Source organism: Streptomyces sp. NPDC048734, from assembly GCF_043198675.1.
GTDB lineage: Bacteria > Actinomycetota > Actinomycetes > Streptomycetales > Streptomycetaceae > Streptomyces.
Genome location: NZ_JBICUZ010000001.1, coordinates 495,097 through 517,798, shown reverse-complemented (window position 1 = coordinate 517,798; position 22,702 = coordinate 495,097). Strand labels below are relative to the sequence as shown.

Here is a 22,702-nt window from a genome sequence, read left to right as displayed (position 1 = left end):
GATGAGTACCGGCGGGCGGGTGAGGACCAGCGGCCGGGTGAGGACCGGCGGCCGGTCAGGACCAGCGGCCGGTCCGGCCCAGGATCAGGGCGGCGGCGGCCGTCCCGGCGGTGGAGGTCCGCAGCACGCTGCGCCCCAGCCGGTACGCCCTGGCACCGGCCTCCTCGAAGAGCGCCAGCTCCTCCGGGGAGACGCCCCCCTCGGGTCCGACGACGAGCACGATCTCCCCGTCCGAGGGAAGCGGCGCGGTCGCCAGCGGCTCGCTGCCGTAGTCGCGGTCCTCATGGAGCACGGCCGCGAAGTCGGCCCGGGCCAGCAGTGCCGCCACCTGCCTGGTGGTCGCGGCGTCGGCGACCTCGGGGAAACGGACCCGGCGGGACTGCTTGCCGGCCTCGCGGGCGGTCGCCCGCCACTTGGCGAGCGCCTTCAGCCCGCGGTCGCCCTTCCACTGGGTGATGCAGCGGGACGCGGACCAGGGCACGATCGCGTCGACCCCGGTCTCGGTCATCGTCTCGACGGCCAGTTCGCCCCGGTCACCCTTGGGCAGCGCCTGGACGACGGTGATCCGCGGCGCCTCGGCGGGCTCCTGAGCCACCTGGACCAGATCGACGACGAGCCGGTCCTTGCCCTCGGCGGCGACCACCTCGCCCCGCGCCCAGCGGCCGGTGCCGTCGGTGAGGACGACCTCCTCACCGGCCCGCAGCCGCTTCACCGAGACGGCGTGCCGTCCCTCGGGCCCGTCCAGCACGAACTCGGCGGGACCGCCCGGCAGTTCCTCGACGACGAAGACGGGGGCGGTCATCGCGCACCGCCCGCGCCGGCCGTGCCGCCGTCCGACAACGCCGTTCTCGCCGCGTCGAGTTCGGCCGCCAGCACCTCCACCAGTCGCCCGGCGGGCAGGGCGCGGGCCAGCCGGTGTCCCTGGCCGGCCCACAGCGCCATGCCCTGCGCGTCGCCCGCCTTCGCGGCGGCCTTGCGCAGCGGCGAGGTGAGGTGGTGGACCTCGGGGTAGGCGGCGGGCGCGTACGGGCCGTGCTCGCGCAGGAAGCGGTTGACGAGGCCGCGGGCCGGGCGCCCGGAGAAGGCGCGGGTCAGTTCCGTGCGCACGAAGAGCGGGTCGGTGAGCGCCTCCTTGTGCACGGCGGCCGCGCCGGACTCGGGCGTCGCGAGGAAGGCGGTGCCGAGCTGGGCGGCGCTCGCCCCGGCGGCGAGGACGGCGGCGATCTGACTGCCCCGCATGAGACCGCCCGCGGCGACCAGTGGCAGGCCGACGGCCTCCCGGACCTGGGCGAGCAGCGACAGCAGGCCGATTCCGGAGCCGTCGTTCTCGGGGAGGTCGCGGTGGGTGCCCTGGTGTCCGCCGGCCTCCACGCCCTGCACGATCACCGCGTCCGCGCCGGCCCGCTCGACCGCGACGGCCTCCTCCACGGTGGTCGCGGTGACCAGGGTGAACGTGCCCGCCCGGCGCAGCGCGGCCAGCGCCTTCGGGCCGGGGACGCCGAAGTGGAACGAGGCCACCGGCACCGGGTTGTCCAGCAGGACCGCCAGCTTGGCGTCGTAGCCGTCGTCGCGGCCGCTGTCCGGATCGCCCGGCTCGGTCCCGTACCAGGCGGCCTCACCGGCCAGCTGGTGGGCGTAGACCTCGACGGCGCCGGTCTCGGCATGCTCGGGCTGCGGCATGAACAGGTTCACGCCGAAGGGCCGGGAGGTCAGACTCCGCAGCTGCTTGATCTCCTGGTACATGCCGTCGGCGGTCTTGTACCCGGCGGCCAGGAAGCCCAGCCCGCCGGCCTCGGACACGGCGGCGGCGAGCTGCGGGAGGGAGACGCCGCCCGCCATGGGGGCCTGCACGATCGGGAGGGGGAGGAGATCGGTCAGTGCGGAGGACATGACGGCATGGTGTCACGTCGCCCGGACGAGTCCGAAACCAGCCCGTCCGGCGTCCGGCGACGAAACCGCCCAGGCAGAAGGGGGTCCGGGGCGCGGCCCCCGGGGAACGGGAGGGGGAAGGGGCGGCGGGGGCGAGGAGCCCTCACCGCCCGCCGCCGTCACCGTCCGTTGAACGCGTCCTTCAGCCGGGAGAACAGGCCCTGCTGACCGGGCTGGAACTGCCCGAGGGGCCGCTCCTCCCCGCGCAGCTTCGCCAGCTCCCGCAGCAGCCGCTCCTGCTCGGGGTCCAGCTTGTTGGGCGTCTGCACCTCGACGTGCACGATGAGGTCACCGCGCCCGCCGCCCCGCAGGTGCGTGACACCGCGCCCGTGCAGCGGGATCGACTGCCCCGACTGCGTGCCGGGCCGGATGTCGACCTCCTCGAGCCCGTCGAGCGTCTCCAGCGGCACCTTGGTGCCGAGGGCCGCCGCGGTCATCGGCAGGGTGACCGTGCAGTGCAGGTCGTCGCCGCGCCGCTGGAACTGCGCGTGCGGCAGCTCGTGGATCTCGACGTACAGGTCGCCGGCGGGGCCGCCGCCGGGCCCGACCTCGCCCTCGCCGGCGAGCTGGATGCGGGTGCCGTTGTCGACACCGGCCGGGATCTTCACGGTCAGCGTGCGACGCGAGCGCACCCGGCCGTCGCCCGCGCACTCCGGACACGGCGTCGGCACGACGGTGCCGAAGCCCTGGCACTGCGGGCAGGGCCGCGAGGTCATGACCTGACCGAGGAAGGACCGCGTCACCTGCGACACCTCGCCGCGGCCGCGGCACATGTCACAGGTCTGCGCGGTGGTCCCCGGCGCCGCGCCCTCGCCGCTGCAGGTGCCGCAGACGATCGCCGTGTCGACCTGGATGTCCTTGGTCGTGCCGAAGGCCGCCTCGTCGAGGTCGATCTCCAGCCGGATCATCGCGTCCTGGCCCCGGCGGGTGCGCGAGCGCGGCCCGCGCTGCGACGCCGTGCCGAAGAAGGCGTCCATGATGTCGGAGAAGTTGCCGAAGCCACCGGCCCCGAAACCGCCCGCGCCGCCGCCCGCCTGGGACAGCGGGTCGCCGCCGAGGTCGTAGACCTGCTTCTTCTGCGGGTCCGACAGCACCTCGTAGGCGGCGTTGATCTCCTTGAACCGCTCCTGGGTCTTCGGATCGGGGTTGACGTCCGGGTGCAGCTCGCGTGCGAGCCGCCGGAAGGCCTTCTTGATCTCTTCCTGCGACGCGTCGCGGCGCACGCCGAGAACGGCGTAGTAGTCCGTGGCCACTTACGACTCCGCCAGGATCTGTCCGACGTACCGTGCCACTGCGCGTACCGCTCCCATCGTTCCCGGATAATCCATGCGGGTCGGTCCGACCACGCCGAGCTTGGCGACTGCCTCGCCGCCCGAACCGTAGCCGACCGACACCACCGAAGTGGAGTTGAGTCCCTCGTAGGCGTTCTCGTGACCGATGCGTACGGTCATGCCCGAATCCCCCGCCTCGCCAAGGAGCTTGAGGAGCACGACCTGCTCCTCCAAGGCTTCCAGGACGGGTCGGATCGTGAGGGGAAAGTCATGTCCGAAGCGGGTGAGATTGGCGGTGCCGCCGATCATCAGCCGCTCCTCGTTCTCCTCGACGAGCGTCTCCAGCAGTGTGGAGAGCACCGTCGTGACCGTGCCGCGGTCCTCGACCCCGAAGGCGTCGGCCAGGTCCTCGACCAGCCGCGGCACGTCGCTGAAGCGGCGGCCCGCGACCCGGCTGTTCAGCCGCGCCCGCAGGTCCGCCAGTGAGGTCTCGCCGAAGGGCGCCGGGCAGTCCACCATCCGCTGCTCGACCCGCCCGGTGTCCGTGATCAGCACCAGCATCAGCCGGGCCGGCGCCAGCGACAGCAGCTCGACGTGCCGCACCGTGGAGCGCGTCAGCGACGGGTACTGCACGACGGCGACCTGCCGGGTGAGCTGCGCGAGCAGCCGTACGGTCCGGGCCACGACGTCGTCGAGGTCGACGGCGCCGTCGAGGAAGTTCTGGATGGCCCGCCGCTCGGGGGCCGTCATCGGCTTGACGCCGGCGAGCTTGTCGACGAACAGCCGGTAGCCCTTGTCGGTGGGGATGCGCCCGGCGCTGGTGTGCGGCTGCGCGATGTACCCCTCGTCCTCCAGGGCGGCCATGTCGTTGCGGACCGTGGCCGGGGAGACGCCGAGGTTGTGCCGCTCGGTGAGCGCCTTGGAACCCACGGGTTCCTCGGTGCCGACGTAGTCCTGGACGATGGCGCGCAGCACTTGGAGCCTGCGTTCACTCAGCACCCGCGCTCACCTCCAGAAGTCGTCCCCGGTCCCCCGGGCGCCCCGCCTGGCACTCTTCACATTCGAGTGCCAGCGTTCCCCGGCCCAGTGTACGGCTGTGGGGTACACCCAGGGCAAGGTCGGTCGCCCTGCCGGGCCGCCGGGGCTAGCGTCGCGGTATGACGGTGACTTGGGAAGAGCTGGGGTGGGAGCGGATCGCCACCGGGGTCGGCCGGTGCCGGCTGCCCGGCTGGGACTGCACGGCGGGGCTGGTCGTCGGGGAGGGGCGGGCCCTGTTGGTGGACGCGGGATCGAGTCTCGCCGAGGGCGCCCGGCTGCGGATGCGCGCCGAGGAACTCGCCGGCCGGCGTGTGACGGATCTCGCGCTCACGCACCCCCATTTCGACCACGTGCTCGGGGCGGCGGCCTTCGCGGGCGCGGAGGTCTACGCGGCGGTGGGGGCGGAATCGGTACCGGCGGACGAACTGCGCGCGGACGCGGTCCGGTGCGGCCTGGACGAGACCGCGGCCACGGAGGCCGCGGACACCCTGGTACGGCCCCGCCACCCGGTTTCCGGCGAGTGGACGCTCGACCTGGGCGGCGGGCGGCAGGTCCTGCTGGCGAACGTCGGTCCGGGCCACACCGCGCACGACCTCGCCGTCCTCGTCCCGGCGGGCCCCGGCTCGCCCGAGGTCGTCTTCTGCGGCGACCTCGTCGAGGAGTCCGGCGAACCGCAGGCCGGGCCCGACGCCGTACCGTCGCACTGGCCGGCCGCCCTCGACCGGCTGCTGGACCTCGGCGGCGAGGACGCGCTGTACGTGCCCGGTCACGGCGCGGTGGTGGACGCGGCGTTCGTCCGGGCCCAGCGGGACGCGCTGGCCGCGCGTTTCGGCGTGTCGCCGTGACCGCCGCGGGGCTTCTCCTATCGTCATCCGAATGGGCCCCCGTGTGTACTCCGCCGACCTGACCCCGCCGTGGAAGAAGCAGCCGCCCGTCCCCGAGGTCCCCGCGGACCCCGGCCTGGTGGTGGAGGAGCCCGGCACCGGTTTCTGCGGCGCGGTGATCCGCTGCGAGGCGGGCACGGTCACCCTGGAGGACCGCTTCGGCAAGCACCGGGTCTTCCCGCTGGAGCCGCGCGGCTTCCTCCTGGAGGGACGGGTCGTGACGCTGGTCCGCCCGGCCCCGGCGGCTCCGCTGCGGCCCGCCCGTACCGCCTCCGGTTCGGTCGCCGTGCCCGGCGCCCGCGCCCGGGTGGCCCGCGCCGGCCGCATCTACGTCGAGGGCCGGCACGACGCCGAGCTGGTGGAGAAGGTGTGGGGCGACGACCTGCGCGTCGAGGGCGTGGTCGTGGAGTACCTGGAGGGCGTGGACGACCTGCCGTCGATCGTCGACGGGTTCGCCCCCGGCCCCGACGCCCGCCTGGGGGTGCTGGTGGACCACCTCGTCCCCGGCACCAAGGAGTGGCGCATCGCCCGGTCCGTGACCAGCGAGCACGCGCTGGTGGTGGGCCACCCGTACATCGACATCTGGGAGGCGGTGAAGCCGTCGGCGGTGGGCATCGCGGCCTGGCCCCGCGTCCCGCGCGGGCAGGACTGGAAGACGGGGGTGTGCCGGGCGCTGGGGTGGCCGTCGGAGAACACCGGCGCGGTGTGGCAGGCCGTCCTGAAGCGGGTGGGGTCCTACAAGGACCTGGAGCCGGAGCTGCTGAGAGCGGTCGAGGAACTGATCGACTTCGTCACGGCACCGGTGTGAGCGGCGGCAGCGTGCCGAACCTGCTCGTGTCGAGGTCGATGCCCACCAACGGCAACGGCACCGGATCACCGAACTTGCGCGTCCGAACCAGGTCAGGGACCGGACCGGCGTTCCGCAGCGGTTCACCCGCCGGGGTGATCAGTCCACCAGGTCCCGCACCACCGCGTCCGCCAGCAGGCGGCCCCGCAGGGTGAGGACGGCCCGCCCCGCCTCGTAGGGGCCGCCGTCCAGCAGCCCCTGCGACAGGGCCCGCCGCGACGCCGCCAGCCCCGTCTCCTTCAGCAGGTCCAGCGGAACCCCTTCCCGCAGCCGCAGCTCCAGCAGGATCCGCTCGACCCGGCGGTCCTCCTGCGACAGGATCTCGCGTCCGGCGCCCGGTGAACGGCCGCTCGCCAGCGCCGCCGCGTACGCCCCCGGGTGCTTCACGTTCCACCAGCGCACGCCGCCGACGTGGCTGTGGGCTCCCGGACCCGCACCCCACCAGTCGGCACCCCGCCAGTACAGCTCGTTGTGCAGGCAGCGGCCCGCCTCGGAGGTGGCCCAGTTGGACACCTCGTACCAGTGGAAGCCCGCCGCGGACAGCGTCTCCTCCGCGATCAGGTACCGGTCCGCGTGGACGTCGTCGTCGGTCGTCGGGACCTCGCCGCGGCGGATCCGGCGGGCGAGCTGCGTACCCTCCTCGACGATCAGGGCGTACGCGCTGACGTGGTCGGGTCCGGCGCCGAGGGCGGCGTCCAGGGAGGCCCGCCAGTCGTCGTCCGACTCGCCGGGGGTGCCGTAGATCAGGTCGAGGTTGACGTGCTCGAAGCCGACGCCGCGGGCCTCCGCCACGCAGGCCTCGGGGCGGCCGGGCGTGTGGGTGCGGTCGAGGACCTTCAGCACGTGCTGCCGGGCGCTCTGCATGCCGAAGGAGATCCGGTTGAAGCCGCCCTGGCGGAGTGTGGCGAGGTACGCCGGGTCGACCGACTCCGGGTTGGCCTCGGTGGTGACCTCCGCGTCCGCGGCCAGCCCGAACTCCTCGCGGATCGCCGTGAGCATCCGGACCAGGTCGCCGGCCGCGAGCAGGGTGGGCGTACCGCCGCCGACGAAGACCGTGCGGACCTCGCGCGGGTCGTCGCCGAGGACCTTGCGGGCCAGCCGGACCTCGTCGACCAGGGTGTCGGCGTAGTTCTCGCGGGAGGCGAGGACACCGCCGGTGCCGCGCAGCTCGGTGGCGGTGTAGGTGTTGAAGTCGCAGTAGCCGCAGCGGCTCGCGCAGTAGGGCACGTGCAGGTAGAACCCGAGGGGGCGGTCGGCGGCCCCGGCGAGCGCGGAGGCGGGCAGTGCGCCGTCGGTGGGGACGGGCTCGCCGTCGGGAAGTGCGGAAGGCATGTCCTCCATTGTCCCGTACGCGGCTCGCAGGTCCCGTGGGTCCGCCGGCCGGCTCCTCCACGGCGCCGCGCCTGCGCCGCCCGGCTACTCGGCCTGGAGCACCAGCAGGGCGAGGTCGTCCTCCGGGGGCCGGCCGCCGAACTCGTGGACCAGCCGGCGGATCCGTTCGGCGATCAGTTCCGCGTCCAGCCCCGCGCAGCCGGCGAGGGCGTGGGCGAGGCCGTCGCCGTCGTCGAACTGGCGGGAGCCCGAGCGGCGCTCGGTGACGCCGTCGGTGACGCAGAGCAGGGTGTCGCCGGGCCACAGGTCCAGGCTCTCGCTGACGTACGTGGCGTCCTCGACGACGCCGAGGAGGGTCTGCGGCCGCGCGGCCGTGCTCACGCCGCCGTCGCGCCCGAGGAGCAGGGGCAGGGGGTGGCCGGCCGAGGCGAGGGTGCAGCGGACGCCGCCGTCGAAGGGCACGAGTTCGCCGTAGAGGAGCGAGAGGAAGCGGGTCTGCGGTCCGTCGCCGGGGCCCGCCGGACCGACGAGGGCGCGGGCGGCCGCGTCGGCGGCCTCGGTGGCGTCGTCGAGGAGGAGCTGGTTGAGGCGGTCGAGGACGTCGGCGACGCCGTACCCCTCGCGGGCGAGCAGCCGCAGCCAGGGCCGGGCCAGTCCGATGACCACGGCCGCCTCGGGGCCCTTGCCCTGGACGTCGCCGACCGCGAAGCACCAGCGGCCGTCGCCCACCGGGAACAGGTCGTAGAAGTCGCCGCTCGGCCCGCCCTGCTCGCGCGGCTCGTGGACGAGGGCGCTGCGCAGGCCGGGGATCTCGGCGACCGCGCCGGGCAGCAGACCGCGCTGGAGGACGGCGCTGATGGTGGCCTGGCGGGCGTACTGGCGTGCGGCGCCGATGGCGAGCGCCACGCGTCGGCCGAGGTCCTCGACGAGCCCGGTGACCTCGTCGGGGAAGCGCGGCAGAGCGGCCCGTCCGATGACGAGGGTGCCGAGCGGGCGGCCGCCGGCGACCAGGCGGTAGGCGAGGGCGGTGCCGTGCGGGCCGAGCGCGCCGCCGGGCCAGGGGTGGGCCGCGGGCCCGGAGTCGGGGCCGTCGGGCGGGCGCGGCGGGTCCTTCTCCAGGGCCCGGCGCAGTTCCTCGACGTGGTTCTCGCTGACGTGCCAGACGCGGGTCAGCCGTGCCTGCGGTCCGTCGTCCCAGCCGGCGCGCGGGCCGAGTTCGTCCTCCAGCCGGATCGCGCACCAGTCCGCGAGGCGCGGCACGATCAGCTGGCCGGTGAGCGCGGCGACCAGCTCCTCGTCGAGCTGTCCGGCGAGCAGGTCGGAGGCCTCGGCGAGGAAGGACAGGGCGCCGCGGCCGAGCCAGTCGCGGTCGTGCGCGCCGGACCGGCCTTCGGGGGCGAGGACCTCGGCGAAGGCGAGGGAGGGGGCGGGCGCCGGGGTGGTGCGGGCCCGGGGTTCGTCGGGGTTCCCCTCGTCGTCCGCCGGGCGGACCGGGAGCCGCGCCCACACGGTCTTCGCTCCCCGGCGGTACGTCACCCCCCACGCGTCGGCCAGCGTGGCCACCAGGCGCAGGCCGCGGCCGTACTCGGGGGTGTCGTACGGCGTGTCGGGACCGCCGTCGCGGGGGGCGCGCGAGGGGTGGTGGTCGGTGACCTCCACGACGACGGCGCAGGCGTCGGGCTGCTCCGGCTCCGGCTCCGCCTCCAGCCGGCACAGCAGGTCGACGTCGGTACCGGCGTGCACGACGGCGTTGGTGACCAGTTCGCTGACGACGAGTACCACCTCCTCGCCGAGCCGTCCCGCCAGTTCCCGGGCACCGGGCAGGCCGCGGCCTGCCCACTCGGCGAACGCGGCGCGGACGACGTCACGGGCGGCGCCGGGCGCGAGGGTGCCGCCGGTGAGGGTCACGCGCGTGTGCGGGTGCCCGCCCGCGTGCGCCGGCGCGCCACCGGCACGGGACACGGTCTCCCGTTGCGTGGGAATGGCCCCCATGGACGGCTCCCGGGCGATCGACGAATCGGGCCTCGGTCCGCGGGCGGCACACCCCGGCCGATGCCGACAGGGTGACAGACCGGTCGCGCCCCTACGCGTTGAGTTACCGAAGTGGGCCGTGATGAGGGGGAACCGGGTTCCGCGTGTGTCCGGAAAGGGTCGCTTCGGGGACGGGATTCGAGCACCCCGCTGTTCGTCCCGGTACCCGTAGTCGTACCGGTGTCGGCCTCGGCCGGGGGCGGCGTGTCCGCGGCCGCGCCCGGCCTGGAGGTCCCCTGCCGGCGCCTACGCCTCGCGCGCCCCGGCGTACATCTCGTCGATCAGGTGCTTGTACTCGCGCTCGACGACCGGCCGCTTCAGCTTCAGGCTCGGCGTGATCTCGCCGTGCTCCACGTCGAGGTCACGCGGCAGCAGCCGGAACTTCTTGATCGTCTGCCACTTCTGCAGCCCCTGGTTGAGGTGCTTCACGTAGCCCTCGATGAGCGCCACCGTCTCCGGGGCGGCCACGATCTCGGCGTACGACTTCCCGCCGAGGCCGTTCTCCTCGGCCCAGCTGCGCAGGGACACCTCGTCCAGGGCGATCAGGGCCGTGCAGAAGTTCCGGTCGGCGCCGTGCACGAGGATGTTGGAGACGTACGGGCAGACCGCCTTGAACTGTCCCTCGACCTCGGCGGGCGCGATGTACTTGCCGCCGGACGTCTTGATGAGGTCCTTCTTGCGGTCGGTGATCCGCAGGTACCCGTCGGGGGACAGCTCGCCGATGTCGCCGGTGTGGAACCAGCCGTCGGCCTCCAGGACCTCCGCGGTCTTCTCGGGCAGCCCGTGGTAGCCCTCCATGATGCCGGGACCGCGCAGCAGGATCTCGCCGTCGTCGGCGACGCGCACCTCGGTGCCGGGCAGCGGCTTGCCGACCGTGCCGGTGCGGTAGGCCTCGCCGGGGTTCACGAAGGAGGCCGCGGAGGACTCCGTCAGGCCGTACCCCTCGAGGATGTGGATGCCGGCGCCGGAGAAGAAGAAGCCGATGTCCGGCGCGAGGGCCGCGCTGCCGGAGACGCACGCGCGCAGGTTCCCGCCGAACGCCTCGCGGATCTTGGCGTAGACGAGCGCGTCGGCGACCTTGTGCTTGGCGCTGAGCCCGAAGGGCACGGAGGCCGTGCCGGTGCGCCGGAAGTTGTCCTGCGCGGCCTTGGCGTACTCGCGGGCGACCTCGGCGGCCCACTGGAAGATCTTGTACTTGGCGGCGCCGCCCGCGCGGGCCTTGGCGGCCACCCCGTTGTAGACCTTCTCGAAGATGCGGGGGACGGCCGCCATGTACGTCGGCCGCACGACCGGCAGGTTCTCGATGATCTTGTCGACGCGGCCGTCCACCGCGGTGACGTGCCCGGCCTCGATCTGGCCGGAGGTCAGCACCTTGCCGAACACGTGGGCGAGCGGCAGCCACAGGTACTGCACGTCGTCGGGGCCGACCAGGCCGGTCGCGGCGATCGCCTTCGCCATGTACGACCAGTTGTCGTGCGGGAGGCGCACGCCCTTGGGGCGGCCGGTGGTGCCCGACGTGTAGATGACGGTGGCGAGCTGCTCCCTGGTGATCGCGCCGACCCGCTCCTTGATCAGCTGCGGGTCCTGCTCCAGGCGGGCGGCGCCGCGCTTCTCCAGCTCGTCGAGCGTGAGGATCCAGTCGGCGGTCTCCACCCCGGCCGGGTCGATCACCACCACATGGGTCAGCTCGGGCAGCTCCTGGCGCTTCTCCACCGCCTTGGCGACCTGGGCCGCGTCCTCCGCGATCAGCACCCGGCTCCCGGAGTCGGAGAGGATGAACGCCGACTCCTCGGCGTTGGTCTGCGGATAGATGGTGGTCGTCGCCGCACCCGCGCACATGATGCCGAGGTCGGCGAGGATCCACTCGATGCGGGTGGAGGAGGCCAGCGCCACGCGCTGCTCGGGCTGCACACCCAGCTCGATCAGGCCGGCCGCGATGGCGTGGACCCGCTCGGCGGCCTGCGCCCAGCTCAGTGACTTCCAGTCGTCCGGGCCCTCGCCCGACGGTGCGGGCACGGGGTAGCGGTAGGCCTCCGCGTCCGGCGTGGCGGCCACCCGCTCCAGGAAGAGGCCCGCGACGGACGGCGGACGATTCTCGATCAGTGTCTGTGTGTCGCTCACGACATCCTCCGGGACCCGCGACGGTGCGGCTGGCTCGGTGCGGCTGTTGACAATGCGGCCGGCTCGGTGCGGCTGTTGTTTAACTCGCGAGTAACTATCGGGCAGGGATCAGAGTAGAGGGCGACTGGCCTGCACGTAAGGGGCCACGGACTGTCACTTTTTACACAACGGCGACCCGGTGACGGGTCGGGGCCCGCCGCGCTACAGCGCGACGGGCCCCGGAACCGGCGTGTCGGCGGGCTACTTCTTGCCCTTGCCCGAACCCGCGTTCTCGTCGCTGCTCAGGACGGCGATGAAGGCGTCCTGCGGAACCTCCACCGAGCCCACCATCTTCATCCGCTTCTTGCCCTCCTTCTGCTTCTCCAGCAGCTTGCGCTTGCGGGAGATGTCGCCGCCGTAGCACTTGGCGAGGACGTCCTTGCGGATGGCGCGGATGGTCTCGCGGGCGATGACCCGCGAGCCGACGGCGGCCTGGATGGGCACCTCGAAGGCCTGCCGCGGGATCAGCTCGCGCAGCTTGGCGACGAGCCGCACACCGTAGGCGTACGCGGCGTCCTTATGGGTGATCGCCGAGAAGGCGTCGACCTTGTCGCCGTGCAGCAGGATGTCGACCTTGACCAGGCTGGAGGTCTGCTCGCCGGTGGGCTCGTAGTCCAGCGACGCGTAGCCGCGCGTCTTCGACTTCAGCTGGTCGAAGAAGTCGAAGACGATCTCCGCGAGGGGGAGCGTGTAGCGGATCTCGACCCGGTCCTCGGAGAGGTAGTCCATGCCGAGCAGGGTGCCGCGCCGGGTCTGGCACAGCTCCATGATCGAGCCGATGAACTCGGTGGGCGACAGGATCGTGGCGCGCACGACCGGCTCGTACACCTCGCTGATCTTGCCCTCGGGGAACTCGCTCGGGTTGGTGACGGTGTGCTCGGCGCCGTCCTCCATGACCACGCGGTACACCACGTTCGGCGCGGTGGCGATGAGGTCGAGGCCGAACTCGCGCTCCAGCCGCTCCCGGATCACGTCGAGGTGCAGCAGGCCCAGGAAGCCCACGCGGAAGCCGAAGCCGAGGGCGGCGGAGGTCTCCGGCTCGTAGACCAGCGCGGCGTCGTTGAGCTGGAGCTTGTCCAGGGCGTCGCGCAGCTCCGGATAGTCGGAGCCGTCCAGCGGATAAAGACCCGAGAAGACCATCGGCTTGGGGTCCTTGTACCCGCCGAGCGCCTCGGTCGCGCCCTTGTGCTGGCTGGTGATGGTGTCACCGACCTTGGACTGGCGGACGTCCTTCACCCCGGTGATCAGGTAGCCCACCTCGCCGACGCCGAGGCCGTCGGCCGACAGCATCTCGGGCGAGTTGGTGCCGATCTCCAGCAGCTCGTGCGTGGCGTTCGTGGACATCATCCGGATCCGCTCACGCTTGTTGAGCTGCCCGTCGATGACACGGACGTACGTGACCACGCCCCGGTAGGAGTCGTACACCGAGTCGAAGATCATCGCGCGGGCGGGCGCGTCCTTGACCCCGACCGGCGCCGGGACCTCCCGCACGACCTTGTCGAGCAGCGCGTCGACGCCGACACCGGTCTTGGCGGAGACCCGCAGCACGTCCTCCGGATCGCACCCCACGAGGTTCGCCAGCTCCTCGGCGAACTTCTCCGGCTGCGCGGCCGGCAGGTCGATCTTGTTGAGCACGGGGATGATCGCGAGGTCGTTCTCCATCGCCAGGTAGAGGTTGGCGAGGGTCTGGGCCTCGATGCCCTGGGCGGCGTCCACGAGGAGGATGGTGCCCTCGCACGCGGCGAGCGACCGCGAGACCTCGTAGGTGAAGTCGACGTGCCCCGGGGTGTCGATCATGTTGAGGATGTGCGTGTTCCCGGGGTCCTGGGTCGGAGCCCACGGCAGACGCACCGCCTGGGACTTGATCGTGATTCCGCGCTCACGCTCGATGTCCATGCGGTCGAGGTACTGAGCGCGCATCTGCCGCTGCTCGACCACACCGGTCAGCTGGAGCATCCGGTCGGCGAGGGTGGACTTGCCGTGGTCGATGTGCGCGATGATGCAGAAGTTGCGGATCAGTGCCGGGTCGGTACGGCTCGGCTCGGGCACATTGTTAGGGGTCGCGGGCACGCAGGGTCCTGTCTCTTGAGGCGCCTTATGCCTCGGGTCGGATCGATACGTAGGTTCCATGGTCCCACGCGCGGCGACCGGGGACCGGTTTGGGCCGCTCTCGGACCCGCTGGTAGTCTGGGTGGCTGTGTCTCATGCCCTCTCAGCGCGAGGCACACTCAAGAAATCACCTGGTGCGGGACCCGAGCGGCCCCGTGCCTGAACCTGCAAAGGCTCTTTCGTGGCGAACATCAAGTCCCAGATCAAGCGGATCAAGACCAACGAGAAGGCTCGGCTGCGCAACAAGGCCGTCAAGTCCTCCCTGAAGACCGCGATCCGCAAGGCCCGCGAGGCCGCTGCCGCGGGTGACGTCGAGAAGGCCACCGAGCTGCAGCGCGCTGCCGCGCGTCAGCTCGACAAGGCCGTCTCCAAGGGCGTCATCCACAAGAACCAGGCCGCCAACAAGAAGTCGGCGCTCGCTTCGAAGGTCGCGACCCTCAAGGGCTGAACTCCCTTCTTGATCTGATCGCCGGGGAGACTCAGAGCGGGCCCTCTCTCATCCGCTCCCGACCGGCACCCACGGATCCACGCGCGGCCTGCGTTCGCCACGCGGGCGTGGATCCAGCATCGCGAACCGAAGGCCCCGGCGCCCCGCCCTTCCCCAGGGCGGGCACCGGGGCCTTCGGCATTCTCGGCGGGGTGTTCTCACGACCAGAAGTCGTCGCTCTTGTCGATGTCCTCGACGCACTCGTCGAGATCCGTGATCTTGTCGCCGACGACCCGGAAGACGATGCATCCGGTGTCGTCGAGGTGCTTGCCCTGCCGCTCGGCGGTGACACGGCACATCCCGACCGCGTGTCCGCGGCCGTCGACACAGGTGCCGAGCATCTCCAGACGCATCGTGCCGTCCGTCTCCTCACCGAGCCGCCGGTACATGTCGATGATCGCGTCCTGGCCCTTGAAGTCACCCGAGAGCGGGTGAGTGCCGGGCACGTGATGCGTGGCGTCCTTCGCCATCAGTTTCCGCAGGGTGTCCATGTCCCCTCGGGAGAAAGCCTCGAAGCCCCTGCGAACGAGCGCTGCGTGCGGGTGTTCAGCCATGGTCGATCGCCACCTTTCCGACGTCGTGGGCGATGCGTCGGCTGCTGCCTCGATTCTCCTCCGTCCGACGGGGACGGCGACTGGGACCAGGGGTGGCGGTGGGACAGGAGGCGCGGGGTTCGCCGGGTGGGGTTCCGGGGTGGGGTTCCGGGGCCGGATTTCCGAGGCGAGGTTTTCGGGTTGGGATTCCCGGGGCCGGATTTCCGAGGCGAGGTTTTCGGGGTGGGATTCCTGGGGTGGGATTCCCGGGGCGAGGTTTTCGAGGTGGGATTCCCGACGCGCTGATCGGATCCAGGTGTGCTGATCGGACGGGTCGGTGACGCGACCGGCCCGTGGTCGGCCGCCGGTCCTGGGCCGGACAGCCGGGTCCGGTACCGACGGCAGCCGAAGCGGTGACCGGCTCCGGCTGTCCGGCTCCGGCGTCCGGCTTCCGGCTTCCGGCTTCCGGCTTCCGGCTCTACGCTCGGCCCCCGGAACGGGCCGCCCGTGCCACCGTCACCACGGCCTTCTCCAGCGCGTACTCCGGGTCGTCACCACCGCCCTTCACACCCGCGTCGGCCTCGGCGACCGCGCGCAGGGCCAGGGAGACGGCGTCGGGCGTCCAGCCCCGCATCTGCTGACGGACCCGGTCGATCTTCCAGGGCGGCATGCCCAGCTCCCGCGCGAGGTCCGCGGGTCTGCCGCCGCGCGCGGAGGACAGCTTGCCGATGGCCCGCACGCCCTGCGCGAGGGCACTGGTGATCAGCACGGGTGCGACGCCGGTGGACAGCGACCAGCGCAGCGCCTCCAGCGCCTCCGCCGCCCTGCCCTCCACGGCCCGGTCGGCGACGGTGAAGCTCGACGCCTCGGCCCGGCCCGTGTAGTACAGCCCGACGATCGCCTCGTCGATGGTCCCCTCGATGTCGGCGGCGAGCTGCGACACCGCCGCCGCCAGCTCCCGCAGGTCGCTGCCGATGGAGTCGACGAGCGCCTGACAGGCCTCCGGGGTGGCCGACCGGCCGGTGGCCCGGAACTCCTGCCGGACGAAGGCCAGCCGGTCCGCCGCCTTGGTCATCTTCGGGCAGGCCACCTCCCGCGCCCCCGCCTTGCGCGCGGCGTCCAGCAGCCCCTTGCCCTTGGCCCCGCCCGCGTGCAGCAGCACGAGCGTGATCTCCTCGGCGGGCGCCGCGAGATACCCCTTCACGTCCTTGACCGTGTCGGCGGACAGGTCCTGCGCATTGCGTACGACCACGACCTTGCGCTCCGCGAAGAGTGACGGGCTGGTCAACTCGGCGAGCGTGCCGGGCTGGAGCTGGTCCGACGTCAGGTCGCGCACGTCCGTGTCGGCGTCGGCGTCCCGTGCGGCGGCCACCACCTCCTGCACGGCGCGGTCGAGGAGCAGGTCCTCCTGGCCCACGGCGAGCGTCACCGGGGCGAGGGGGTCGTCATTCGCAGTCTTCCTGGCCATTGGGTCAAGGATGGCACGGGGCGGTGACAGCGAGGCCCGGCCGGGACCGGACAGCCGGGACCGGGCAGCCGGGACCGGGCAGCCGGGACCGGACAGTGAGGACCGGGCAGCGGCTCCGCCTCCGGCGTCACCCCTACGGTTCCTCCCGCCACCCCTCCCACTCGGCCGCGAAAGCGTGCAGTTCCTCCGCGTCGAGCCGTCCCTCCTCGTCCCGCAGCACCACCAGCCACTGCGCGTCCTCCGCGTCGTCCTCACCGGCCAACGCGTCCCGGACGACCTGCGGTTCCTCGCGCACCCCGAACCTCTCCCCGAGCGCTTCCACGACCTCCTCGGCGGCATCGCGGTCGGGCAGCACCAGCACATGTCTCACATCGCTCACCCGCCTATTTTCCGGCACGTCCACGGAGGCCGGAGGGCAGGTCGGCCGCGGGGGACGTGCCGGCAGGTCCAGCTCGATCCCGTTGCCGGGTCCCCGCACGCCGCGCCGGCTCTCCGGGCATGCGGGTCAGCCAATCGGTCTCCTCAGGCCCCGCCACCGCCCCGCGCCACCGGCACCCGCTCCAACCCGATCCCGAACCGCTTTCGGTAGACGTCCAGCACCTCTTCGTCCCCCGCCAACTCCTCCTCCCGGCCGCGCCCCTGTGAGTCCGTCACCTTCAACCGGCGGCCGCTGAGCGTGATCCGCCCGCCGTCCTCCGTGACCCGCGAGCAGACCGGCGACCGTGTGAAGTGCGACGCGGGCGAGGTGCTGTGCCACCATGCCCCGGCCACGAAGTCACCCAGCACCCGGGGCCGCACCTCCAGCCGGTACACCCGCCTGTCGTCCCGTACGACGTCCAGGTCGGCCGCCCCCTCCGCGCCACCGCCCTCACGTGCCGGCCGGCCCGCCCCGCCCTTCACCCCGGCCGCGTCCGCACGGGCCTCCATGATCCGGAACAGACCGCCGGGGTCCTCCTGCTGCCCCCGGTGCTCGAAACGGAGCGGATAGTGGCTGTGCGCCCCGAACCCGACGTCGGCCAACCACTCCCCCGCGTCCACCGTGCGCACCAGCAACGCGAGGTGGTCGTACGGGATCCCGAGCCGCCCCTCGTCGCCGTAGACCCGGCCGGCGAGCAGCGTCACGTCGAAGCCCAGCGCCGTGAGCAGCACGCCGAACGCGCCGTTCAGTTCGTAACAGAACCCTCCCCTCCCCGACATGGCGACCTTCTCGACCAGCCGCCTCTCCTCCAGCACGATCTCCTCTCCCAGGTGCACCGACAGGTTCTCGAAGGGGACGGCCCGCAGGTGCCGCAGGTGCAGCTCCCGCAGGACGTCGGCGGTGGGCCACGCCGGGTACTCGACGCCGAGCCGACGCAGATACGCCTCGACCAGACGCGCGTCGAGCGGGGACGTGGCGATGGCGGCCTGTACGGAATCCATGCCCTCAGTCTCGCGCCACTCGCAGTCGCCCGCCCGTACCCACGACGGCCAACGCCCCGTCCCTGTCGGTCCGCAGCACCACCGCGCCCGTGGCCCGCAGTGCGGCGACGGTGCCGGGTGCAGGATGGCCGTACGGGTTGTCCGCCCCCGCGGAGATCAACGCCAGCCGGGGCGCCACCGCGCGTAGGAGATCCGGGTCCTGGTAGGCCGAGCCGTGGTGGGCGACCTTCAGTACGTCCACCCCTTCCCACCGGGCCGCCGCGGGCGATCGCGCCAGCGCCTGCTGGCCGGGAGGCTCGAGGTCGCCGAGCAGCAGCATCCGTATCCCGGCCGACCGAACGAGCAGCGTCACGCTCGCGTCGTTCGGCCCCTCCGGTTCCGGCACCTGCCGGGCCGGCGGCCACAGCACCTCCCAGTCGAGGGAACCGAGCCTCCGCCGCTCCCCCGCCACCGCCCGCACCAGGGGAACATCGCCGGCCTCGGCCTCCCTCCGTACGAACGCCGCCTGGTCCACCGGCTCCGCGAACCCCGTCGTCTCGATCGCCCCCACCGCCCGGCCCCGCAGCACGCCGGGCAGTCCCGCCACGTGATCGGCGTGGAAGTGCGTCAGCACGACGAGCGGGATCCGGGTGATGCCCAGCCGGTCGAGGCACCGGTCGACCAGTGCCGGATCCGGGCCGGCGTCCACCACCACGCCGGTTCCCTCGCCCGCCGCCAGCACCGTCGCGTCGCCCTGGCCCACATCGCACATCGCCAGCCGCCAGCCCGGCGGTGGCCAGCCCGTGAGCACCCGGGTCAGCGGAGACGGCCGCACCACCGCGAGCAGGAGCAGCACCGCGCAGGCCGCGCACAGCCACGGCCGCCGCAGCAGCCGCCTCACCAGCGGCACCGCCACCGCGGTGGCGAGGGCGAGCAGCAGTGCCCCGCCCCAACCGCCGGTCCAGTCCACTCCCGCGCCGGGCAGCGCCGCTCCGGTCCGCGCGACACCCGCGATCCATTCGGCCGGCCAACTCGCCAGCCACGCCGACGCCTTCGCCGCCGGCATCGCCCACGGCGCCGTCGCCAGGGTGGTGAACCCCAGCACGGTGGCCGGTGCCACCGCGAATTCCACGAGGAGGTTGCACGGCACCGCCACCAGGCTGACCCGGGCCGACAGCACCGCCACGACCGGCGCGCACAGGGCCTGTGCGGCTCCCGCCGCCGCCAGCGCCTCCGCAAGCCTCGGCGGAACCCCGCGACGCCGCAGAGCGCTGCTCCAGCGCGGCGCGAGCGTCAGCAAGGCTCCCGTGGCCAGCACCGACAGCAGGAAGCCGTAACTCCGGGCCAGCCAGGGGTCGTACAGGACCAGGAGCAGGACCGCCGTCGCCAGCGCCGGGATCAGGGACCGGCGGCGACCGGTCGCCAGGGCGAGCAGTACGACGCCGCCGCAGGCCGCCGCCCGCAGCACACTCGGGTCGGGCCGGCACACGACGACGAACCCGAGCGTGAGTACCCCGCCGAGCAGCGCGGTCGTCCGGAGCGGGATGCCCAGGCGGGGTGCCAGGCCGCGACGCTCGACGTGCTGGGCCAGACCGGGCGGCCCCAGGAGGAGGGCGAGCATGATCGTGAGGTTGCTCCCGGACACGGCCAGGGTGTGGGCGAGGTCCGTCTCCTTGAAGGCCTCGTCCAGTTCGGGCGTGATCCGCGAGGTGTCCCCGACGACCAGCCCCGGCAGCAGCGCCCGCGCGTCCGTCGGCAACCCGTCCGTGGCTTCCCGCAGACCCGCCCGTAGCCGGCCCGCGGCGCGTTGCGGTGCCGACGGCTTCCGCACGACCACCGGAACCGCGCCCGCACCGCGGTCCCGCACCCGCAGCACGGCGGCGATCCGGTCCCCACCGGTCAGCGCGGGAGCCAGCAGCCCGGTCACCCGCACCCGGGTGGACGGCAGCAACCCGAGCCATGCCTGCCGTACTCCCCGGCCGACGTCCGCCGGCCGTCCGCCGGCCGGTCCCGCACGGTCGCGGACGTCCACCACCACGAGCACCGGCGCCCTGGTCGCCGTCCCCGCCGCCCCGTCCGCCGCGACCGACCGCACCTGCCCGTCGACCAGCACGGAGTCCGGGGTCACGTGGTCCCCCCTCACCCGCGGCCGGGCCAGCCGCGGGTCCGAGGTCAGTTCCACCTCAGCGGTGACGGTGGCGTACTCCCGCGCCAGCGCCGGTACCGGTCCGCGACGCAGATCGGCCCCGTGCAGTCCGGCGGACACTCCGGCCGCGGCCGCACAGAGCAGCACCGCCGCCCCGCTCATCCGCGACCACTCGTACCGAGCGCCCGCAGGCCACCGCGGCGGCCTGCCCGGCGACAGGCACCCCGGCCCTTCCGGCGACCGCGGCCTCGTGCCGGTGGGCGACCGGTTCACCGTCCCGTCTCGGGATCGGTCTCTCGTCCCTTCGGGGGACCGCTCCACGGTGCCGTCGGACGACCGGTCCGCCGGACCATCCGGCGACCGGTTCCCCGTACCGCCCGACGGTCGCGCACGGCCGGCCGGTGTCGCGTCTCCCACTGCGCCCGGTGGCGCAACGCCGCCGGCCGCCGACGGTACTCCCCGAGCACCGCTCCCCCACCCGCTCAAGAAGACCCCCGCCACGATCACGCAGAGGAGCACGATACAACCCACCAGCCGGGGCGGGGCGTCCAGAGTCCATGCCGCCGTGGCCCAGGCCGCGAGCGCGGGCGGTACGAGCCGCAGATCCACCGGTCCTTCCTGTCGCGGGTGCGAAGCACCCAGTCGACTCCCGGAAGCGGCGTGCACCGCTCGACGCGAACGCGGTGGGGCATCCGCTCCGGCCCCCGCCATTCGTCCGGCCCCACCCCCAGCCCCACCCCCACCCCCGGCCCCCGTCCCTGCACCGGTCCCCGAACCCGCCGCAGCCGCCGTCCCCGCCCCAGTCAGCGTCCCTGCTCCTGCCGAGGCCACCGGCCCGGCCTCCGCCGGGCCCACCCCTCGGGCCCCGCCGTTCGTCGCTTCCTCCTCCCTCATGGCCGCACCAGGTTCCGCAGGTCGGAGAAGCGGCGCTCACCGATGCCGTTGACCTCACGCAGCTCGTCCACCGATCGGAAACCGCCGTGCTGCGTCCGGTAGTCCACGATGTGCTGCGCCAGCACGGGCCCCACCCCCGGCAGCGTGTCGAGCTGGTCCGCGGTGGCCGTGTTGAGGGAGACGGGGGTCGGCGGTCCCGCTCCCACCGCGCCGCCTCCGGGCCCTGCTCCGGCCGGCTGGCCTCCGGTCCCCGGCGGTCCGCCGACGACGACCTGTTCCCCGTCCACGAGGAAGCGCGCCCGGTTCAGACCGTCCGTGTTCGTGCCCGGCCGCACTCCACCGGCCGCGGCCAGTGCGTCGACCACGCGCGAGCCGGCCGGAAGGCGATGGATGCCGGGATCACGGACCTTGCCGCTGACGTCCACCACGATCTGCGCTCCCGCCGGTCCTGCTCCCGCCGTGCCCGCCCCACCGGGCCCCGGGGCCGAAGCAGAGGGCTGGGCAGGCCCGCTCCGCTCGTCCTCTCCGTAGGGCGCGGCCGCCTGTACCACCTCGGGAGCCCGCACGGACTGTGCGCGGCCGGTCCAGAAGTGCTGGACGGCGAACGCGGCGACGGCGACCACCACGACGGCCAGCGCGAGGACGTTCCTGCGTTCCAGTCCGCACCGCGCCTGCGCCCACACCGGCAGCCGCTCCCGCAGAGCCAGCCCCGCCCTCGCCCGCCATTCCCCCGGACCTCGAGTCACCACCGCACGGCCGTCGCCCTCGCCCTCGCCCTCGGCTCCGGATCCGGGTACGGGTCCGGGTACAGGTACAGGTACAGGTCCGGGTCCGGGTCCGGCAGTGTCCTCCCCCACCACGCCGGGCATGCTCCCCGGGCCGCCGCCGTCCTGCGGCGGCCCCATCCCCAACTCCCCGCGCTCGCCGTCCCGTTCCCCGAACAGCAGCTCCGCTCGTCGGCGCAGCTCCTCGGCCGACGCCTGGCGGTTCCCCACCCGGCTGCGTGCCGGTGACCGTCGGTGTCGGACGCGTCCGTCGGAGCCGGGCCGGCGCCCGGGTCCACTGGTCGCGGTGGTCGTCCGTGTGCGTGATCGAAGTGCCATGCCACGAGAATGGGACACTTCACGAAACCGCGATGATCTTGCTCAATTCCCGGGGAGAACCACCCGATTGTGGATAACTCCGCCACCCGCGGGAGTGAGGCGACGGCTCCCTGCCGAACCGAACCCCGAACCGAGCGAGTCGATCCACCGAGCCGACCAAGCCGATCCACCGACCCGCATCACCTGGCCGAAACCACGACTCCCAGCAAGCCGGGCCCGGTGTGCGCACCGATCACCGCACCGACCTCGCTCACATGCAGCTCCCCGAGACCGGGCACCCGCGCCCGCAGCCGGTCCGCCAGGGCCGACGCCCGCTCGGGGGCTGCGAGATGGTGGACGGCGATGTCCACACGTGCGCCGCCCGCACGGTCTGCCGCCAGTTCCTCGAGGCGGGCGATCGCCCTCGACGCCGTCCGCACCTTCTCCAGGGGCTCGATGCGCCCCCCGTCCAGCTGGAGCAGCGGCTTCACCGCGAGCGCGGAACCGAAGAGGGCCTGGGCGGCACCGATGCGGCCGCCACGGCGCAGATAGTCGAGGGTGTCGACGTAGAAGAAGGCGGAGGTGCCGGAGGCACGTTTCTCCGCGGCGGCGACCGCCTCGTCCATCGTGCCGCCCGCTTCCGCCGTCTCGGCCGCCGAGAGCGCGCAGAATCCGAGCGCCATCGCGATCATGCCGGTGTCCACCACCCGCACCGGGACCGGAGCCTCACGCGCCGCGAGGACCGCCGCGTCGTGGGTGCCCGACAGTTCGGCGGACAGGTGGAGGGAGACGATGCCGGTGGCGCCGGACTCGGCGACCCTGCGGTAGGTCTCCGCGAAGACCTGGGGGCTGGGGCGCGAGGTGGTGACGGAGCGTCGCTTCTGCAGGGCCAGGGCCAGGGAGCGGGTCGAGATCTCGGTGCCCTCTTCGAGTGCCCGGTCGCCGAGAACGACGGTCAGGGGCACCGCGGTGATGCCGTGGCGCTCCATCGTCCGCTGCGGCAGGTAGGCCGTTGAATCCGTGACGATAGCGACATGGCGGGACATGAGCTGGAGGTTACCTGCCGTATCCGCGGGACGGGAGTCCGGGCCCT

The 22,702-nt window shown here is 73.2% G+C and carries 18 protein-coding genes; 3 read left to right on the top strand and 15 right to left on the bottom strand.

Annotated elements, in window-relative coordinates; genetic code table 11:
• Positions 1–55 precede the first annotated feature (55 nt).
• The 4 genes from ACGFQC_RS02240 to hrcA all read right to left on the bottom strand — a co-directional run bounded on the left by ACGFQC_RS02240 (position 56) and on the right by hrcA (position 4,199).
• Complete coding sequence (locus tag ACGFQC_RS02240) at positions 56–802, bottom strand: 16S rRNA (uracil(1498)-N(3))-methyltransferase (RefSeq protein WP_363088192.1); 747 nt, start codon at positions 800–802, stop codon at positions 56–58.
• Positions 799–1,890, bottom strand: coding sequence for a nitronate monooxygenase (locus ACGFQC_RS02235; RefSeq protein WP_363088193.1), 1,092 nt, complete (start codon positions 1,888–1,890; stop codon positions 799–801). Before ACGFQC_RS02235 ends, ACGFQC_RS02240 begins: the two co-directional genes overlap by 4 nt.
• A gap of 158 nt (positions 1,891–2,048) precedes the next feature.
• On the bottom strand, positions 2,049–3,182 hold the full coding sequence (dnaJ, locus tag ACGFQC_RS02230; protein WP_363088194.1) for a molecular chaperone DnaJ: 1,134 nt from the start codon (positions 3,180–3,182) through the stop codon (positions 2,049–2,051).
• Positions 3,183–4,199 carry a heat-inducible transcriptional repressor HrcA gene (gene hrcA, locus ACGFQC_RS02225; RefSeq protein WP_363088195.1) on the bottom strand — a complete coding sequence of 339 codons (1,017 nt, stop codon included), beginning with the start codon at positions 4,197–4,199 and terminating at the stop codon, positions 3,183–3,185.
• Positions 4,200–4,357: 158 nt separating this feature from the next.
• Here hrcA and ACGFQC_RS02220 point away from each other — a divergent pair, with 158 nt between their 5' ends.
• Positions 4,358–5,083, top strand: coding sequence for an MBL fold metallo-hydrolase (locus tag ACGFQC_RS02220; protein ID WP_363088196.1), 726 nt, complete (start codon positions 4,358–4,360; stop codon positions 5,081–5,083).
• A gap of 31 nt (positions 5,084–5,114) precedes the next feature.
• Positions 5,115–5,930, top strand: a complete 816-nt coding sequence (locus ACGFQC_RS02215) for a DUF3097 domain-containing protein (RefSeq protein WP_363088197.1) — start codon at positions 5,115–5,117, stop codon at positions 5,928–5,930.
• A 138-nt stretch (positions 5,931–6,068) separates the two neighbouring features.
• On the opposite strand, the gene hemW is transcribed toward ACGFQC_RS02215, so the two are convergent.
• The 4 genes from hemW to lepA form a co-directional block, all read right to left on the bottom strand.
• On the bottom strand, positions 6,069–7,301 hold the full coding sequence (gene hemW / locus ACGFQC_RS02210) for a radical SAM family heme chaperone HemW (RefSeq protein ID WP_363088198.1): 1,233 nt from the start codon (positions 7,299–7,301) through the stop codon (positions 6,069–6,071).
• A gap of 84 nt (positions 7,302–7,385) precedes the next feature.
• Positions 7,386–9,293, bottom strand: a complete 1,908-nt coding sequence (locus ACGFQC_RS02205) for an ATP-binding SpoIIE family protein phosphatase (RefSeq protein ID WP_363088199.1) — start codon at positions 9,291–9,293, stop codon at positions 7,386–7,388.
• Between the two features lie 285 nt (positions 9,294–9,578).
• On the bottom strand, positions 9,579–11,453 hold the full coding sequence (locus tag ACGFQC_RS02200; protein WP_363088200.1) for an AMP-dependent synthetase/ligase: 1,875 nt from the start codon (positions 11,451–11,453) through the stop codon (positions 9,579–9,581).
• 240 nt (positions 11,454–11,693) lie between these two features.
• On the bottom strand, positions 11,694–13,562 hold the full coding sequence (gene lepA, locus ACGFQC_RS02195; RefSeq protein ID WP_363088201.1) for a translation elongation factor 4: 1,869 nt from the start codon (positions 13,560–13,562) through the stop codon (positions 11,694–11,696).
• Between the two features lie 220 nt (positions 13,563–13,782).
• Between lepA and rpsT the strand changes: the two genes are divergently transcribed.
• Positions 13,783–14,049, top strand: a complete 267-nt coding sequence (gene rpsT / locus ACGFQC_RS02190; protein WP_363088202.1) for a 30S ribosomal protein S20 — start codon at positions 13,783–13,785, stop codon at positions 14,047–14,049.
• 197 nt (positions 14,050–14,246) lie between these two features.
• On the opposite strand, the gene ACGFQC_RS02185 is transcribed toward rpsT, so the two are convergent.
• From ACGFQC_RS02185 to ACGFQC_RS02155, 7 genes are all read right to left on the bottom strand, one after another.
• Complete coding sequence (locus ACGFQC_RS02185) at positions 14,247–14,642, bottom strand: nuclear transport factor 2 family protein (protein WP_363088203.1); 396 nt, start codon at positions 14,640–14,642, stop codon at positions 14,247–14,249.
• Positions 14,643–15,099: 457 nt separating this feature from the next.
• The gene (holA, locus tag ACGFQC_RS02180; protein WP_363088204.1) at positions 15,100–16,089 is read right to left on the bottom strand and encodes a DNA polymerase III subunit delta; all 990 of its coding nucleotides are present in this window, start codon (positions 16,087–16,089) and stop codon (positions 15,100–15,102) included.
• A gap of 133 nt (positions 16,090–16,222) precedes the next feature.
• On the bottom strand, positions 16,223–16,468 hold the full coding sequence (locus ACGFQC_RS02175) for a hypothetical protein (protein ID WP_363088205.1): 246 nt from the start codon (positions 16,466–16,468) through the stop codon (positions 16,223–16,225).
• Between the two features lie 143 nt (positions 16,469–16,611).
• The gene (locus ACGFQC_RS02170; RefSeq protein WP_363088206.1) at positions 16,612–17,508 is read right to left on the bottom strand and encodes an arylamine N-acetyltransferase; all 897 of its coding nucleotides are present in this window, start codon (positions 17,506–17,508) and stop codon (positions 16,612–16,614) included.
• A gap of 4 nt (positions 17,509–17,512) precedes the next feature.
• The gene (locus ACGFQC_RS02165; RefSeq protein WP_363088207.1) at positions 17,513–20,344 is read right to left on the bottom strand and encodes a ComEC/Rec2 family competence protein; all 2,832 of its coding nucleotides are present in this window, start codon (positions 20,342–20,344) and stop codon (positions 17,513–17,515) included.
• Between the two features lie 179 nt (positions 20,345–20,523).
• Positions 20,524–21,630: a ComEA family DNA-binding protein gene (locus ACGFQC_RS02160; protein ID WP_363088208.1), complete on the bottom strand. Its 1,107-nt coding sequence runs from the start codon at positions 21,628–21,630 to the stop codon at positions 20,524–20,526.
• A 179-nt stretch (positions 21,631–21,809) separates the two neighbouring features.
• Complete coding sequence (locus ACGFQC_RS02155) at positions 21,810–22,655, bottom strand: DegV family protein (protein ID WP_363088209.1); 846 nt, start codon at positions 22,653–22,655, stop codon at positions 21,810–21,812.
• Positions 22,656–22,702 lie beyond the last annotated feature (47 nt).

Bases quoted from the DNA above. Each gene is read 5' to 3' on its own strand.
- ACGFQC_RS02240 (WP_363088192.1), bottom strand. From the start codon at position 802: ATGACCGCCCCCGTCTTCGTCGTCGAGGAACTGCCGGGCGGTCCCGCC.
- ACGFQC_RS02235 (WP_363088193.1), bottom strand. From the start codon at position 1,890: ATGTCCTCCGCACTGACCGATCTCCTCCCCCTCCCGATCGTGCAGGCC.
- ACGFQC_RS02220 (WP_363088196.1), top strand. From the start codon at position 4,358: ATGACGGTGACTTGGGAAGAGCTGGGGTGGGAGCGGATCGCCACCGGG.
- ACGFQC_RS02215 (WP_363088197.1), top strand. From the start codon at position 5,115: ATGGGCCCCCGTGTGTACTCCGCCGACCTGACCCCGCCGTGGAAGAAG.
- hemW (WP_363088198.1), bottom strand. From the start codon at position 7,301: ATGCCTTCCGCACTTCCCGACGGCGAGCCCGTCCCCACCGACGGCGCA.
- ACGFQC_RS02205 (WP_363088199.1), bottom strand. From the start codon at position 9,293: ATGGGGGCCATTCCCACGCAACGGGAGACCGTGTCCCGTGCCGGTGGC.
- ACGFQC_RS02185 (WP_363088203.1), bottom strand. From the start codon at position 14,642: ATGGCTGAACACCCGCACGCAGCGCTCGTTCGCAGGGGCTTCGAGGCT.
- holA (WP_363088204.1), bottom strand. From the start codon at position 16,089: ATGGCCAGGAAGACTGCGAATGACGACCCCCTCGCCCCGGTGACGCTC.
- ACGFQC_RS02170 (WP_363088206.1), bottom strand. From the start codon at position 17,508: ATGGATTCCGTACAGGCCGCCATCGCCACGTCCCCGCTCGACGCGCGT.
- ACGFQC_RS02165 (WP_363088207.1), bottom strand. From the start codon at position 20,344: ATGGCGGGGGCCGGAGCGGATGCCCCACCGCGTTCGCGTCGAGCGGTG.
- ACGFQC_RS02160 (WP_363088208.1), bottom strand. From the start codon at position 21,630: ATGGCACTTCGATCACGCACACGGACGACCACCGCGACCAGTGGACCC.
- ACGFQC_RS02155 (WP_363088209.1), bottom strand. From the start codon at position 22,655: ATGTCCCGCCATGTCGCTATCGTCACGGATTCAACGGCCTACCTGCCG.